Origin of the sequence: Erwinia persicina, from assembly GCF_014838825.1 — a bacterium.
GTDB classification, from domain to species: Bacteria; Pseudomonadota; Gammaproteobacteria; order Enterobacterales; family Enterobacteriaceae; genus Erwinia; species Erwinia persicina_A.
In genome coordinates this window covers 124,545-139,325 of the sequence record NZ_JACYMO010000009.1, presented here as the reverse complement: position 1 = coordinate 139,325, position 14,781 = coordinate 124,545, and the positions used below count along the sequence as shown (strand labels likewise).

At 52.6% G+C, this 14,781-nt stretch carries 15 protein-coding genes; 10 read left to right on the top strand and 5 right to left on the bottom strand.

Annotated features, from left to right (window positions below):
* The 4 genes from IFU29_RS18375 to bolA form a co-directional block, all read right to left on the bottom strand.
* The coding region (locus IFU29_RS18375) for a ClpX C4-type zinc finger protein (protein ID WP_274604302.1) at positions 1–382 on the bottom strand (382 nt) is incomplete at its 3' end.
* A gap of 107 nt (positions 383–489) precedes the next feature.
* Complete coding sequence (gene clpP / locus IFU29_RS18370) at positions 490–1,113, bottom strand: ATP-dependent Clp endopeptidase proteolytic subunit ClpP (RefSeq protein WP_062747746.1); 624 nt, start codon at positions 1,111–1,113, stop codon at positions 490–492.
* 282 nt (positions 1,114–1,395) lie between these two features.
* Positions 1,396–2,700 (bottom strand): trigger factor, encoded by a 1,305-nt coding sequence (gene tig, locus IFU29_RS18365; RefSeq protein ID WP_191935181.1) that lies wholly within the window; start codon positions 2,698–2,700, stop codon positions 1,396–1,398.
* 325 nt (positions 2,701–3,025) lie between these two features.
* A complete protein-coding gene (bolA, locus tag IFU29_RS18360) occupies positions 3,026–3,340 on the bottom strand; it encodes a transcriptional regulator BolA (protein WP_191935180.1) in 315 nt (104 codons plus the stop codon).
* A gap of 288 nt (positions 3,341–3,628) precedes the next feature.
* Between bolA and IFU29_RS18355 the strand changes: the two genes are divergently transcribed.
* From IFU29_RS18355 to IFU29_RS18320, 8 genes are all read left to right on the top strand, one after another.
* Positions 3,629–4,207: a lipoprotein gene (locus tag IFU29_RS18355; protein ID WP_191935179.1), complete on the top strand. Its 579-nt coding sequence runs from the start codon at positions 3,629–3,631 to the stop codon at positions 4,205–4,207.
* A 43-nt stretch (positions 4,208–4,250) separates the two neighbouring features.
* Entirely contained in the window at positions 4,251–5,735 is a 1,485-nt protein-coding gene (gene ampG, locus IFU29_RS18350) for a muropeptide MFS transporter AmpG (RefSeq protein WP_191935178.1), read from the top strand.
* A 526-nt stretch (positions 5,736–6,261) separates the two neighbouring features.
* Complete coding sequence (gene cyoA, locus IFU29_RS18345; RefSeq protein ID WP_191935177.1) at positions 6,262–7,200, top strand: cytochrome o ubiquinol oxidase subunit II; 939 nt, start codon at positions 6,262–6,264, stop codon at positions 7,198–7,200.
* Positions 7,201–7,204: 4 nt separating this feature from the next.
* Positions 7,205–9,196 carry a cytochrome o ubiquinol oxidase subunit I gene (cyoB, locus tag IFU29_RS18340; RefSeq protein ID WP_062747758.1) on the top strand — a complete coding sequence of 664 codons (1,992 nt, stop codon included), beginning with the start codon at positions 7,205–7,207 and terminating at the stop codon, positions 9,194–9,196.
* Positions 9,186–9,803 (top strand): cytochrome o ubiquinol oxidase subunit III, encoded by a 618-nt coding sequence (locus IFU29_RS18335; RefSeq protein WP_118664537.1) that lies wholly within the window; start codon positions 9,186–9,188, stop codon positions 9,801–9,803. Before cyoB ends, IFU29_RS18335 begins: the two co-directional genes overlap by 11 nt.
* Positions 9,803–10,132 carry a cytochrome o ubiquinol oxidase subunit IV gene (locus tag IFU29_RS18330; RefSeq protein ID WP_191935176.1) on the top strand — a complete coding sequence of 110 codons (330 nt, stop codon included), beginning with the start codon at positions 9,803–9,805 and terminating at the stop codon, positions 10,130–10,132. Before IFU29_RS18335 ends, IFU29_RS18330 begins: the two co-directional genes overlap by 1 nt.
* 13 nt (positions 10,133–10,145) lie before the next feature.
* Positions 10,146–11,033 (top strand): heme o synthase, encoded by an 888-nt coding sequence (cyoE, locus tag IFU29_RS18325; protein WP_191935175.1) that lies wholly within the window; start codon positions 10,146–10,148, stop codon positions 11,031–11,033.
* 131 nt (positions 11,034–11,164) lie between these two features.
* The gene (locus tag IFU29_RS18320; protein WP_191935174.1) at positions 11,165–12,532 is read left to right on the top strand and encodes an MFS transporter; all 1,368 of its coding nucleotides are present in this window, start codon (positions 11,165–11,167) and stop codon (positions 12,530–12,532) included.
* 108 nt (positions 12,533–12,640) lie between these two features.
* Here the strand turns inward: IFU29_RS18320 and IFU29_RS18315 are convergent, their stop codons facing one another.
* On the bottom strand, positions 12,641–13,132 hold the full coding sequence (locus tag IFU29_RS18315; protein WP_062747769.1) for a YajQ family cyclic di-GMP-binding protein: 492 nt from the start codon (positions 13,130–13,132) through the stop codon (positions 12,641–12,643).
* A 127-nt stretch (positions 13,133–13,259) separates the two neighbouring features.
* Between IFU29_RS18315 and panE the strand changes: the two genes are divergently transcribed.
* Together panE and yajL are read left to right on the top strand one after the other, a co-directional pair.
* The gene (gene panE / locus IFU29_RS18310) at positions 13,260–14,180 is read left to right on the top strand and encodes a 2-dehydropantoate 2-reductase (RefSeq protein WP_191935173.1); all 921 of its coding nucleotides are present in this window, start codon (positions 13,260–13,262) and stop codon (positions 14,178–14,180) included.
* Positions 14,134–14,730, top strand: coding sequence for a protein deglycase YajL (gene yajL, locus IFU29_RS18305; RefSeq protein WP_191935172.1), 597 nt, complete (start codon positions 14,134–14,136; stop codon positions 14,728–14,730). The genes panE and yajL overlap by 47 nt, the downstream gene beginning before the upstream one ends.
* The last annotated feature ends 51 nt before the right edge of the window (positions 14,731–14,781 follow it).

The window sequence follows — 14,781 nt, the reverse complement described above, 5'->3', positions numbered from 1 at the left end:
GCAGCGTTTTCCCGCTACCGGTCGGGCCGATCAGCAGAATATTACTTTTGCCCAGCTCAATACCGTTGCTGGTGTCGCCGTTGCGCAGACGTTTGTAGTGGTTATAAACCGCAACAGAGAGCACTTTCTTCGCCCGTTCCTGGCCGATAACGTAGTCATCCAGGTGGTGGCGAATTTCATGCGGCGTGGGCAGTGAGTTACGCTCGCGATGCGGCGCAACTTCTTTAATCTCTTCGCGAATAATGTCGTTGCATAAATCAACGCACTCATCACAGACATACACCGACGGGCCGGCGATCAGCTTACGCACTTCATGCTGGCTTTTGCCGCAAAAAGAGCAGTACAGCAGTTTCCCTGAACCGTCTTTGCGTTTATCAGTCATTTACTTCCCCCTCATTGTCACACTCACCTTCCCACAAGGGGTTAGTTACGCAGGCCGCCACCAGAGCTATCTGCGGAGGCAGCGGCAGCGTGTCACAACATGTTTAATCAGTTACGCTGGGACAGCACGGAATCCACTAAACCGTACTCTACAGACTCGCTGGCCGACAGGAAACGGTCGCGATTAGTATCACGTTCGATAGTCTCGATCGTCTGTCCGGTATGTTTCGCCATCAGCTCATTCATCATATGCTTAGTTTTGATGATTTCGCGGGCATGAATATCAATATCTGACGCCTGACCCTGGAACCCGCCCAACGGCTGGTGGATCATCACGCGTGAATTTGGCAGACAGTAACGCTTGCCCTTCGCCCCTGCGGTCAGCAGGAAAGCGCCCATCGAACAGGCCTGGCCCATACAGATGGTGCTGACATCAGGCTTAATGAACTGCATGGTGTCGTAAATTGACATCCCGGCAGTGATGACGCCACCAGGAGAGTTAATGTACAGGTGGATATCCTTCTCAGGATTCTCCGCTTCCAGAAACAGCATCTGCGCGACGATCAGGTTGGCCATATGGTCTTCGACCTGGCCGGTCAGAAAAATAATGCGCTCTTTCAGCAGGCGCGAGTAGATGTCGTAAGAACGCTCTCCGCGAGAGGTTTGTTCGACCACCATTGGCACCAGAGCCATATGAGGTGCAGTTTGTTCACGTTCGCCGCTGTATGACATTATCGTCTCCTGGATAAATTTCATTTGGCAACACTCTACAGTGATTCTACTTGAGAGCGATCAGGAACACTATGATTCCAGGCCTTACACCCGATGCCGTCCGGACAGTTATCGGGCCTGATGACTTCGTTGTACCAATTTGGGGATGATCCCNGTAGCTTAGTCGATAATTTGCGGATTAAATGCGCAAATAACCCGTAAAAGCAGCGGTACCTTGAGCCATAAACGACAAAAGCCCGCTGCCGGAGGCAGCTGGCTTGGCGTCAACCAGAGGATTCAGAATCAGGCCGTAGCGGTCTGGTTCATCAGTTCCTGGAAGTTTGTCGCTTTTTCAGTCACTTTTGCTTTTTCCAGCACGGCTTCAACAGCCTGCTCTTCCAGAGCAACGTTACGCATGTTATTCATCAGCTCGTTGTTCTTGCTGTAGAACTCGATCACTTCTGATGGATCTTCATAAGCAGAAGCCATCTCTTCGATCAGCGCTTTAACACGGTCTTCGTCGGCTTTCAGTTCGTGGGTACGAATCACTTCGCCCAGCAGCAGTCCAACCACTACGCGGCGTTTAGCCTGCTCTTCGAACAGTTCACGAGGCAGCTCAAGAGCCTGCTTCTCGTTGCCACCAAAACGCTGTGCAGCCTGACGCTTAAGCACGTCAATTTCACTGTCAACCAGTGCCGCTGGCACATCGATATCATTGGCTTTCACCAGACCGTCGATAGCCTGCGTCTTCACGCGGTTACGCACAGCGCCTTTCAGTTCACGCTGCATGTTTTTACGTACTTCCGCACGCAGACCCGCAATGGAGCCATCTTCAACGCCGAAACGCTTGATGAACTCTTCGGTGAATTCTGGCAGCTCACGCTCTTCCACTTTTTTCAGTACGATTTCAAACTTCGCTGCTTTACCTTTCAGGTTCTCAGCATGGTAATCGTCCGGGAAGTTAACGTCGATAGTGAAGGTTTCGCCGGCTTTATGGCCAACAACGCCCTCTTCGAAGCCTGGGATCATACGACCCTGACCCATCGCGAGTACGAAGTCAGAGGCTTTACCGCCTTCGAACTCTTCGCCGTCTACAGAGCCGGAGAAGTCGATAGTGGCGCGATCTTCAGCGGTTGCTGCCGCATCGGTTTCTTTCCAGGTGGCCTGCTGCTTGCGCAGGGTGTCCAGCATGGTGTCAACGTCAGCATCCGTCACTTCTACAACAGGTTTTTCTACTTCGATAGCGTCCAGACCCTGCAGCTCAACTTCCGGGTACACTTCGAACTCAACGGTGAAAGTGAAATCTTCACCGTTTTTGTATTCGCCTGGCACGTAGTCAGGTGCGCCAGCCGGATTGATTTTTTCTTTGATGATCGCATCGACAAAGTTGCGCTGCATCAGATCGCCCAGGACGTCCTGGCGAACAGAAGCACCGTAACGCTGTTCAACAACAGTCATCGGTACTTTTCCTTTGCGGAAGCCGTCGATGCGTACTTTTTTAGCTACGCTTGCCAGCTCACTTTTCACCGCTTTTTCGATCACATCTTTATCAACGGTAATCGTTACGCGACGGCCCAGGCCCTGAGTTGTTTCTACTGAAACTTGCATCTTATTACCTCAAAAAATCACGTGCTCGGTCAACTTCAGACATACCCGGCTGCTGTGAGCAGGGTGAATCTAACAACCGGGACGGCTTCTGATGTCAGAACCGCATTCCCTGTTTTACAGAAGCATCCCGAAGACATTCCGGAAAAAATAGACGCAGCATTATAGCGGTAACGTCTTAACGAGTCGAGGCTACACTCTCGCCTGAACCCTGCTACTTTTTACATTTTTGCCAACAAATCGCAAGAATTTGCTCATGAGGGGCTTTTTCAGGCTGCGTTAACGAAAAAAAACGGCCAAATGGCCGTTTATCGTATTTTATGCCGATTTATGCCAGCGTGCCGGCACCGCGACAGTTGGGTGAGGCCGGGACGGTATCCTGTAAACCCTCCCACTCTTTCAAGGTATAACTGTGCAGTGCCAGCGCATGGACGCTACCGGCCAGCTCATCCGCCAGCACACCGTAAATTGCCCGGTGGCGGGTCAGAAAACGCTGATCCACAAAGCTGTCACTGACAATCACCACTTTGAAATGACTCTCAGCCCCTGCGGGTACATTATGGCGATAGCTTTCGTCATGCACCTCCAGATGCATCGGTGAAAACGCCGTACGTAACTTTTCTTCTATTTGTTCACGGATCATACCTTGACTCCTCTGATGCAGAGAACTGCGCCCCATCTCTTTAAATCGTAGTCGCTTTTTATCTAAAACCGACGCACTTTATTGAATATTTCCTGCGAAGAGTGACGCTACCCCACCCAGTGCGCAACATAACCGCCTTTGTGTGGTCGAATGCCTGAACATCGCGAAGTCAGAAAATTCCGCAACGCGATGAATTTACGCTCGATCGGGGCTTCCCCTGTCGACAGGCAATGATATGATGACCGCAGTTTTATCAGCAATACAACTCACGTAATCGAGAAAATAAGCATGTTAAAAAAATTATTTTTCCCTCTGCTGGCCGCGTTTATTCTGGCTGGCTGTGCAGGGAGCAGCAATACGCTCGACATTTCTCCAAAAATTCAGCTGCCGCAGCGTGACCCCAGCCTGACGGGCATTACGGTCAGCATCAACGGTGCCGATCAGCGTAGCGACCAGGCTCTGGCGAAGGTTAACCGCGACGGTCAATTGATTACCCTGACCCCCTCACGCGACCTGCGCTTCCTGTTGCAGGAAACGCTGGAGAAGCAGATGACCGCACGCGGTTATATGATCGGACCCAATGGTGCGGTAGACCTGCAGATCGTGGTGAACGGCCTGTACGCTGATGTTACCCAGGGTAACGTACGCTACAGCATCACCACCAAGGCGGATATCTCCATTATCGCCACCGCTAAAAATGGCAGCAAGCAGGTGAAAAACTACCGTCAGACCAGCAGTGTTGAAGGGGCTTTCTCCGCCAGCAATGAGAAAATCACCAATGTGGTCAACAACACCCTGGGTGACGTGATCGCCGATATGGCACAGGACACCAGCGTTAACGAATTTATCAAGCAAAACGCGCGTTAATCCCTCTGGCCCGGCAGGACGCCGGGCCTGATTTAAGGTCCGTATGTCCAATCACTATCTGCATATCTTCACCCGGCGGAACTCTGCCCTTCTTCTGATCCTCGGCTTTGCCTCAGGCCTGCCTTTGGCACTGACCTCTGGTACGCTTCAGGCGTGGATGGCGGTAGAGAATATCGATATTAAAACCATCGGCTTCTTCTCCCTTGTCGGCCAGGCTTATGTCTTTAAGTTCCTCTGGTCTCCCCTGATGGACCGCTACACGCCGCCTTTCCTCGGGCGCAGGCGAGGCTGGTTACTGCTGACGCAATTACTGTTGATCGTCGGTATTGCGCTGATGGGCTTTATGCAGCCTTCGCGCGATCTGACTCTGCTGGCGGCGCTGGCGGTGCTGGTCGCGTTCTGCTCGGCTTCGCAGGATATCGTTTTTGACGCCTGGAAAACCGACGTGCTGGCCGCCAGTGAGCGCGGCAGCGGGGCGGCAATCAGCGTACTGGGCTACCGTCTGGCCATGCTGGTATCCGGCGGACTGGCGCTGTGGCTGGCAGACCGTTTTCTGGGCTGGCAGGCGATCTGGTGGCTGATGGCCGCCATGATGGTTCCGGGCGTTATCGCTACCCTGGTAGCTAAAGAGCCGGAAGCCACTGCCGACCGCCCCCATACGCTGGAAGAGGCGGTAATAGCTCCGCTGAAGGATTTCTTCAATCGTAATAATGCCTGGCTTATTCTCTCGCTGATCGTTCTTTACAAGCTGGGGGATGCGTTTGCCGCCAGCCTAACCACCATTTTCCTGATCCGTGGCGTAGGCTTTGATGCAGGCGATGTCGGACTGGTCAACAAAACCCTGGGGCTGGTAGCCACCATTATCGGTGCGCTGGCGGGAGGCGTGCTGATGCAGCGCCTCAGCCTGTTCCGTGCCCTGATGCTGTTCGGCATTCTGCAAGCCATTTCCAACCTCGGCTACTGGGTGCTGTCAGTCACGGACAAACATCTTTACAGCATGGCGGCCGCCGTCACCGTGGAGAACCTGTGCGGCGGCATGGGCACCGCCGCCTTTGTGGCGCTGCTGATGACCCTGTGCAACCGATCGTTTTCTGCCACGCAGTTTGCCCTGCTCTCGGCACTCTCTGCGGTAGGCCGCGTTTACGTCGGGCCCGTGGCAGGCTGGTTTGTTGAATCCTGGGGCTGGCCAACCTTTTATGCCTTCTCGGTAGTGGCGGCATTGCCGGGGCTTTTGCTGCTGCTCGGTTGTCGTACTACACTGGAGTATGCACAAAACAACGCCGACTTTATGCCGCGTACCGCCTCCCCTGCAGGTTACCGCTGGGCGCTGCGCGGGGTGATGGCCGGGGCTGGACTGCTGGCCGTCTGGCTGCTGGCGCTGGCGGTTAATGCGCTAGGCTGGATGTCGTTGACCGGTCTGACCGCTCCGCTGTTTGAAGTGGGTATCCTGCTGATGTTAAGTGGCATTATCACCGGAACATTGCTGGATTTCCTGGCGTTACGCCAGGCTCATGCGGGGGTGAAATAAGCGTTTTTTGCTCCGGCGGTTGAGATGTTAAAGAAATTATTTGCATAACAAAGAGTTTACAAAAAGGGTTGTTTTCGCGACATGCGATGCACAACCCGAAGGTAACACATCGGAAAATGCGATAGCTTGACGAAAAATATTAATTTCTCGCTTTATCGTCCGGGCAAAAAAAATTCTTTGCGGTTACAGAGGGCCAGTTTCAGGTATTAAAAACCGGTGCGTAATTAGTTTTGGTTAATTAATATCGCGCAATTGATAAGGATTTGTTAAATAAATGGTGCATTAAATGGCTGGTTATAGCAGATACAATTTTTGTACGGTTTTTTCTATCGGTTTTTGTTATATTGACGCCAACCCTTTGCCAGCATTCATATTTTGTCACGTACGGCAACATATGTGACAGCGTTTGCAAAAGGTGTCAACACCCCGCTGACACAACCTGTTGCAGGTTTACAGTACTGAAACCTTCCCGTAAAATGCCGCCACACTTAAACGACAATAGAGCCCTTGTCATTGAGGTCGTTAAATGAGACTCATGAAATACAATAAAAGTTTGGGGATTTTGTCATTAATCACAAGCATGATTTTGTTAAGTGGTTGTGATAGTGCGTTATTAAATCCCAAAGGACAGATTGCAATGGAGCAACGTTCGCTGATTCTGACGGCCTTTGGCCTGATGATGATCGTCGTGATCCCCGCAGTCTTGATGGCCGTGGTGTTCGCCTGGAAATATCGGGCATCGAACACCAATGCGAAATACAGCCCAAACTGGTCACACTCGAACAAAGTGGAAGCCGTGGTCTGGACTGTGCCAATCTTGATCATTGTCTTCCTTGGCATTCTGACGTGGAAATCAACCCACGCGCTGGAACCAAGTAAGCCATTGGCATCTGATTTGAAACCCGTCGTGATCGAAGTTGTCTCGCTTGACTGGAAATGGATGTTTATTTACCCGGAACAGGGTATTGCTACCGTGAACCAGATTGCTTTCCCGGTTAACCGCCCGGTGAGCTTCAAGATTACTTCGAACACCGTAATGAACTCCTTCTTCATTCCTACCCTCGGTAGCCAGATTTACGCTATGGCGGGGATGCAAACTAAACTGCATCTGATTGCGAATGAAGCCGGTACCTTTGACGGTATGTCCTCGAACTTCAGTGGTCGTGGTTTCTCTGGTATGAAGTTTAAAGCGATTGCTACTCCTGACGAAGCCAGCTTCGAACAGTGGGTCGCCAAAGCGAAACAATCTCCAGACACCCTCATGACAATGGATGATTTTAATAAGCTGGCTGCGCCTAGCGAAAATCACCCGGTGGAATTCTTCTCAAGTGTGAAACCTGGACTGTTTAAAGACATCATTGGTCAGTTCCAGATGAACCACGGCGGAAGCATGGACATGTCTCACGGCGAAGGCCATGAAGGCATGGATATGAGCAATGCCGCTCACGCGGGAGCCGAGGAATAATACGATGCTTGGAAAATTAACACTGGATGCAGTGCCGTACCATGAGCCGATTATCATGGTCACCGTTGCCGCCATTATTCTTGGTGGCCTGGCGCTTGTCGCCGCGCTGACTTACTTTGGTAAGTGGAAATATCTGTGGACCGAGTGGCTGACCTCCGTTGACCATAAAAAACTCGGTATCATGTACATCATCATGGCCTTCGTCATGCTGCTGCGCGGCTTTGCCGATGCCGTGATGATGCGTACCCAGCAGGTGCTTGCCTCGGCAGGCGAAGCGGGCATTCTGCCACCGCACCACTACGACCAGATCTTCACGGCTCACGGCGTGATCATGATCTTCTTCGTAGCGATGCCGTTTGTTGTTGGTCTGATGAACATTGCTGTTCCTTTACAGATCGGCGCACGCGATGTGGCCTACCCGTTCCTGAACAACCTGAGCTTCTGGTTCACGGCTGTCGGTGTGGTTCTGGTTAACCTGTCACTGGGTGTGGGCGAATTCGCACAGACCGGCTGGCTGGCATACCCACCATTATCGGGGGCGGAATACAGTCCGGGAGTCGGCGTTGACTACTGGATATGGAGTCTACAGCTCTCCGGTATCGGGACGACCCTGACAGGTATCAACTTCTTCGTGACCATTATGAAGATGCGTGCGCCTGGTATGACCATGTTCAAAATGCCTGTCTTTACCTGGGCATCACTGTGCACCAACGTACTGATCATCGCTGCGTTCCCGGTTCTGACCGTGACCCTGGCGCTGCTGACCCTTGACCGTTATCTTGGCTTCCATTTCTTCACCAATGATATGGGCGGCAACATGATGATGTACGTCAACCTGATTTGGGTTTGGGGTCATCCGGAAGTGTACATCCTGGTTCTGCCGGTGTTCGGTGTGTTCTCGGAAGTGGTTGCGACCTTCTCGAAAAAACGTCTGTTTGGCTATACCTCACTGGTGTGGGCAACGGTGGTCATCACCATCCTGTCCTTCATCGTATGGCTGCACCACTTCTTCACCATGGGTGCGGGTGCAAACGTTAACGCCTTCTTCGGTATTATGACGATGATCATCGCCATCCCGACCGGTGTTAAAATCTTTAACTGGCTGTTCACCATGTACCAGGGTCGCATTGAAATGCACTCCTGTATGCTGTGGACCGTGGGCTTCCTGGTCACCTTCTCTGTAGGTGGTATGACCGGGGTGCTGCTGGCCGTGCCAGGTGCTGACTTCGTGCTGCACAACAGCCTGTTCCTGATCGCTCACTTCCATAACGTTATTATCGGTGGTGTGGTGTTCGGTTGCTTCGCTGGCGTGACTTACTGGTTCCCGAAAGCGTTCGGCTTCAAGCTGAATGAAACCTGGGGTATCCGCGCGTTCTGGTTCTGGATCATTGGCTTCTTCGTTGCCTTTATGCCGCTGTACGTGCTGGGCTTCATGGGTATGACCCGTCGTATCAGCCAGGACATCGATCCTCAGTTCCACCCAATGCTGGTTGTTGCCGCATGTGGTGCAGGTCTGATCGCTTGTGGTGTTATTTGCCAGATTACTCAGTTCTATGTTTCGGTCCGCGACCGTGAGCAACTGCGTGATGTGACCGGTGACCCATGGGGCGGCCGTACTCTGGAGTGGGCAACCTCTTCTCCACCACCGTTCTATAACTTTGCTGTTGTTCCTGAAATCCATGAGCGCGATGCGTTCTGGGAAATGAAGGAAAAAGGCGAAGCCTATAAGCAGCCGGCTCACTATGAAGAAATTCATATGCCGAAGAACAGCGGTGCGGGTGTTGTAATTGGTTTCTTCAGCGTGGTCTTTGGTTTTGCAGCAATCTGGCATATCTGGTGGCTGGTAGGCCTGTCATTCCTGGCCATTATCGTGTCCTGGATCGTCAAGAGCTTTGACGAAGACGTGGATTACTACGTCCCTGTTGCTGAGATTCAAAAAATCGAGAATCAGCACTTTGACGAAATTAGCAAAGCAGGTCTGAAAAATGTCGACTGAAACTGTGACTAAACACCACGACGCCCATGCGGAGCATGGGCATCACCATGATGCAGGAGCCAATAAAGTCTTTGGCTTCTGGATCTACCTGATGAGTGACTGCATCATCTTCGCCACGCTGTTTGCGACGTATGGTGTGATGGTTAACAACACCGCGGGCGGCCCGGCAGGCAAAGACATCTTTGAACTGCCGTTCGTCCTGGTGGAAACCGCCCTGCTTCTGTTGAGCTCCATTACCTATGGTATGGCGGTGATCAACATGAACAACAAGCAGAAAGGTGCCGTCATTGGCTGGTTAGCAATGACCTTCCTGTTTGGTGTGGGCTTCATCGGGATGGAAATCTATGAATTCCATCACCTGATTAAAGAAGGCTTCGGTCCTGACCGCAGTGGCTTCCTCTCTGCGTTCTTCACGCTGGTGGGAACTCACGGTCTGCACGTGACCTCAGGTCTGATCTGGATGGCGGTACTGATGTATCAGGTCGCTTCACGCGGTCTGACGGACACCAACCGCACCCGTATCATGTGTCTGAGCCTGTTCTGGCACTTCCTGGACGTGGTGTGGATCTGCGTATTCACCATTGTTTACCTGATGGGGGTTATGTAATGAGCCATTCAGCAACTGAACATGGCGCTTCTCACGGTAGCGTGAAGTCTTATATGATCGGCTTTATCCTGTCGATCATTCTGACAGGTATCCCATTCTGGATGGTCATGGACGGCAGCGCTTCTAAAGCGACCATCCTCGCGGTTGTTCTGGTGTGTGCAGTCGTCCAGGTGCTCGTTCACCTGGTGTACTTCCTGCATCTGGACAGCAAGTCTGAGGGCGGCTGGAACCTGATTGCTATCGTGTTTGCAGCACTTATCATCCTGATTGTTGTTGTTGGCTCGCTATGGATTATGTGGAACCTCAACTACAACATGATGAGCCACTAACAGAGCTACTGTGATGATTAAGCAATACCTGCAAGTAACAAAACCAGGAATTATTTTCGGGAATTTAATTTCTGTCATCGGGGGATTCCTGCTGGCTTCTAAAGGCAGCATTGATTATTCCCTGTTTCTCTTCACCTTAGCCGGCGTCTCGCTGGTGGTTGCGTCAGGTTGTGTTTATAACAACTTTATCGACCGTGATATCGACAAAAAAATGGAGAGAACCAAGAATCGGGTGCTGGTTAAAGGCCTCATCTCTCCGAAATTAAGCCTGGTTTATGCAACCGTGTTAGGTATTGCTGGCTTCGCAATGCTGTATTTCGGAGCAAATCCGCTGGCCATGTGGCTGGCGGTGATGGGTTTTGTGGTTTATGTCGGCGTTTACAGCCTGTACATGAAGCGCAACTCCGTATACGGCACTCTGATTGGCAGCCTTTCCGGTGCTGCACCGCCAGTGATTGGCTACTGTGCTGTGACTAACCAGTTTGATGCCGGTGCATTGATCCTGCTGGCGATCTTTAGCCTGTGGCAGATGCCGCACTCCTATGCGATTGCGATCTTCCGCTTTAAAGATTACCAGGCAGCCAATATTCCGGTTCTGCCGGTAGTGAAAGGCATTTCGGTGGCAAAAAACCATATCACGCTGTATATCATCGCGTTTATGGTTGCCACGCTGATGCTGACGCTGGTGGGCTACGCCGGGTATAAATACCTGGTTGTTGCTGCAGCGGTCAGTGTCTGGTGGCTGGGAATGGCACTGTCAGGTTACAAAACTCAGAACGATCGCGTCTGGGCCCGTAAGCTGTTTGTATTTTCGATTGTCGCCATCACCGCATTAAGCGTGATGATGTCGGTCGACTTTATGACCCCTGCCTCGAAAGACTTTCTGACTTACGTCAGCTAACAGTCCGTACACATCACACTGAGGGCGCGATTATCGCGCCCTTTCTTTTTGTTACCACTAACTAAAAAGTAATGTTTTACCCGCCCTCCCCTCACACATAAACTATGTGCATTCGACAGACTGAGGTAGTAATGAACGATAATAAAATGACTCCGGTCGAGCTGCGTGCGACCTGGGGTTTGGGGACGGTTTTTTCCCTGCGTATGCTGGGAATGTTTATGGTGTTACCGGTCCTGACCACTTATGGCATGGCACTGCAGGGAGCAAGTGAAGCATTAATTGGATTCGCCATTGGCATCTACGGCTTAGCGCAGGCCGTATTCCAGATCCCCTTCGGACTTCTTTCCGACCGTATAGGCCGTAAGCCGCTGATCGTCGGTGGCTTACTGATCTTTGTATTGGGTAGCGTGATTGCTGCCATGACCACTTCGATCTGGGGCGTTATCCTTGGACGCGCCATGCAGGGTTCAGGGGCGATTGCGGCAGCGGTAATGGCCCTGCTGTCTGACCTGACGCGTGAACAGAACCGGACCAAAGCGATGGCGTTTATCGGTATCAGCTTCGGCGTCACCTTTGCGATTGCCATGGTGCTGGGCCCAGTGATCACCCACGCCTTCGGCCTGCACGCGCTGTTCTGGATGATTGCGCTACTGGCCTGCGGCGGCATCGTGATCACCCTGCTGGTGGTGCCGTCGGCCTCAAGTCACGTGCTGAATCGCGAATCTGGCATTGTGAAAGGCAGCATTCGTGATGTCCTCGCTAACGCCCGGCTGGTCAAGCTGAATATCGGTATTCTCTGCCTGCATATTTTGCTGATGTCGAGCTTTGTCGCCCTGCCGGGACAGTTTGAGCAGGCGGGTCTGCCCGCTGCCGAGCACTGGAAGGTGTATCTGTTTACCATGCTGATCGCCTTCGCCAGCGTATTGCCATTTATTATTTACGCTGAAGTGAAGCGCCGCATGAAGCGCGTGTTTGTTGGCTGCGTGGCGCTGATGCTGGTGGCGGAAGTGGTACTGTGGGGCGCAGGGAATCACTTCTGGACGCTGGTCGTTGGCGTGCAGCTCTTCTTCATCGGCTTTAATCTGATGGAGGCGATTTTGCCCTCACTGGTCAGCAAAGAGTCACCGCCAGGCTACAGAGGAACAGCCATGGGGCTTTACTCTACCAGCCAGTTTATCGGTGTGGCGATTGGTGGCAGCATGGGCGGCTGGATTTATGGTCACGTTGATGCGCAGACGGTATTTTTGATCGGTGCGTTCATTGCAGCCGCCTGGCTGATGGTCAGTCTGACCATGCAGGAGCCGCCTTACGTCAGCAGCCTCCGTATCACGCTTGAACAGAATAATGAAGATAAAGAACAGCTGGAGCAGCGTCTGAAAGCGCAACCGGGAGTCGCGGCGGTGTTTATCGTGCCTGAAGAGCGCAGCGCTTATGTCAAAATTGACAGTAAAATCACCAGCCGCGCCGACATAGAGAAACTGATCGCCGCAGGGGTATAAGTGCCGCAGGCGGACCATAACAGATGGTCCGCCTCTTAATACCGCCATGGCCGACGCGACTTCTCAAACAGCAGCCGGGTCAGCCTTTCTTACGATCGGACTGAATGCCTAATCGCGGAAGTTTTTGAACTGGAACGGCTGCCCCAGATCTGCTTTCCGTACCAGCGCCATCGCGCTCTGTAAGTCATCGCGCGACTTGCCAGTTACCCGCAGTTCATCGCCCTGAATCTGGGTCTGGACCTTGATTTTGCTGTCTTTAATCTGCTTAACCAGCTTTTTAGCGATGTCGGACTCAATGCCTTTTTTCATCTTCGCTTCGACACTCCAGCTTTTACCGCTGTGTTCAATCTGCTCTGGTACGTCCAGCGCTGCCCCTTCAATGCCACGCTTCAGCAGTTTTTCACGCAGGATGTCCACCAGCTGTTTCACCTGGAAGTCAGACTCGCTTAATACTTTGATGGATTCATTTTTTTCGTTCAGCTCAAAGCTGGCTTCTACACCGCGAAAATCGAAGCGGGTGGCAATCTCACGGTTAGCAATATCTACCGCGTTACGCACTTCCTGCATATCAATTTCAGAAACGATATCGAAAGATGGCATGATCTATTCTCCTGATACTAAAGTGACAGGCATAATACCTTCTTGCCGCAGGTAAATAAAACCACTGGCGCTGAAAGCTATAATAATGAGCAGGACGGTTAACTCAACCCGCGTGCGGGGAGGAATAATGAAAATTACCGTACTTGGATGCGGAGCGTTGGGGCAAATCTGGTTAGCGGCTTTGGAACAACAGGGACATGAAGTGCAGGGATGGCTGCGGGTGCCGCAACCCTATTGCTCGGTGAATGTGATCGGCCTGAATGGTCTGACGCTTAATAAAACCTTTATTGCTAACGATCCAACGTTTCTGGCTGAATGTGAGCTGCTGATTGTCACGCTGAAAGCGTGGCAAGTGTCTGAAGCCGTGAGAAATCTCCGGTCTGTACTGCCTGCCTACTGCCCGGTGCTGCTGCTGCACAATGGCATGGGGACGCTGGATGAGCTGAAGGGCCTGACCCAGCCCCTGCTAAAAGGGGTGACCACGCATGCTGCCCGTCGCGACGGCACGGTCATTGTCCATGTCGCCTCCGGGATCACCCATATTGGCCCGGCACTCCCTGCGGGTGTGGAGATGAGTGAACTGGCAGAGATGCTGCACCGCGCTCTGCCGGACGTGGCATGGCACAATAATGTGGCTTCTGCCGCATGGCAGAAGCTGGCGGTCAACTGTGTGATCAACCCCCTGAGCGTGTTTTACGACTGTACGAACGGTGAACTGGCAGAACATCGCCAGGAGATCGAAGCGCTGAGCAACGAGGTTGCCAGCGTCATGGAGCGTGAAGGCCAGCACACATCACGAGAGTGGCTGATTGATTACGTGCTGGAAGTGATCCGCAGTACGGCAGGCAATACCTCATCGATGCTGCAGGATATTCGCGCAAAGCGCCGCACCGAGATTGATTACATCAACGGCTACGTCATCCGCCGTGCGCGGGCTCAGGGGCTGACAACGCCGGAAAACAGCCGCCTCTACGAATTTATTAAACGAAAGGAACAAGATTATGACCGCGAAACCATCGGTTCTGGTTTGCCTGGCACCTGGGAGTGAAGAGACTGAAGCTGTCACCACCATCGACTTACTGGTGCGCGCCGGGCTGAGGGTGGTCACCGCCAGCGTGGCGGATGATGGCAACTGCGAAATAGTCTGTTCCCGGGGCGTCCGGCTGCTGGCCGATGCTCCGCTGGTGGAAGTTGCCGATGATGATTACGCCGCCATTGTGCTTCCCGGCGGATTAAAAGGCGCAGAGTGCTTTCGCGACAGTCCGCTACTGGTAGAAACGGTGCGCCAGTTTAACCAGTCAGGACGCATTGTCGCGGCAATCTGTGCCGCCGCGGGAACGGTGCTGATCCCACACGATCTCTTTCCCGTCGGCAATATGACCGGCTATCCCGGTCTGAAAGAGACTATTCCTGAAGAGAAATGGATGGATCGTCGCGTGGTGTGGGACCGTCGCGTCAATCTGCTGACCAGCCAGGGGCCGGGCACTGCGATTGATTTCGCCCTGAAGCTGATTGATTTAGTGGCAGGAAAAGAGAAAGCGCGCGAGGTGGCAGAGCAGATGGTTCTGGCTGCCGGGATTTACGACTACCGCGATTAATACAATGGCAGTTTGCGGCCGTGCGCACCAGACAGCGGCGGCGCAGCCCAT

Bases quoted from the DNA above. Each gene is read 5' to 3' on its own strand.
- clpP (WP_062747746.1), bottom strand. From the start codon at position 1,113: ATGTCATACAGCGGCGAACGTGAACAAACTGCACCTCATATGGCTCTG.
- tig (WP_191935181.1), bottom strand. From the start codon at position 2,700: ATGCAAGTTTCAGTAGAAACAACTCAGGGCCTGGGCCGTCGCGTAACG.
- bolA (WP_191935180.1), bottom strand. From the start codon at position 3,340: ATGATCCGTGAACAAATAGAAGAAAAGTTACGTACGGCGTTTTCACCG.
- IFU29_RS18355 (WP_191935179.1), top strand. From the start codon at position 3,629: ATGTTAAAAAAATTATTTTTCCCTCTGCTGGCCGCGTTTATTCTGGCT.
- ampG (WP_191935178.1), top strand. From the start codon at position 4,251: ATGTCCAATCACTATCTGCATATCTTCACCCGGCGGAACTCTGCCCTT.
- cyoA (WP_191935177.1), top strand. From the start codon at position 6,262: ATGAGACTCATGAAATACAATAAAAGTTTGGGGATTTTGTCATTAATC.
- cyoB (WP_062747758.1), top strand. From the start codon at position 7,205: ATGCTTGGAAAATTAACACTGGATGCAGTGCCGTACCATGAGCCGATT.
- IFU29_RS18335 (WP_118664537.1), top strand. From the start codon at position 9,186: ATGTCGACTGAAACTGTGACTAAACACCACGACGCCCATGCGGAGCAT.
- IFU29_RS18330 (WP_191935176.1), top strand. From the start codon at position 9,803: ATGAGCCATTCAGCAACTGAACATGGCGCTTCTCACGGTAGCGTGAAG.
- cyoE (WP_191935175.1), top strand. From the start codon at position 10,146: ATGATTAAGCAATACCTGCAAGTAACAAAACCAGGAATTATTTTCGGG.
- IFU29_RS18320 (WP_191935174.1), top strand. From the start codon at position 11,165: ATGAACGATAATAAAATGACTCCGGTCGAGCTGCGTGCGACCTGGGGT.
- IFU29_RS18315 (WP_062747769.1), bottom strand. From the start codon at position 13,132: ATGCCATCTTTCGATATCGTTTCTGAAATTGATATGCAGGAAGTGCGT.
- panE (WP_191935173.1), top strand. From the start codon at position 13,260: ATGAAAATTACCGTACTTGGATGCGGAGCGTTGGGGCAAATCTGGTTA.
- yajL (WP_191935172.1), top strand. From the start codon at position 14,134: ATGACCGCGAAACCATCGGTTCTGGTTTGCCTGGCACCTGGGAGTGAA.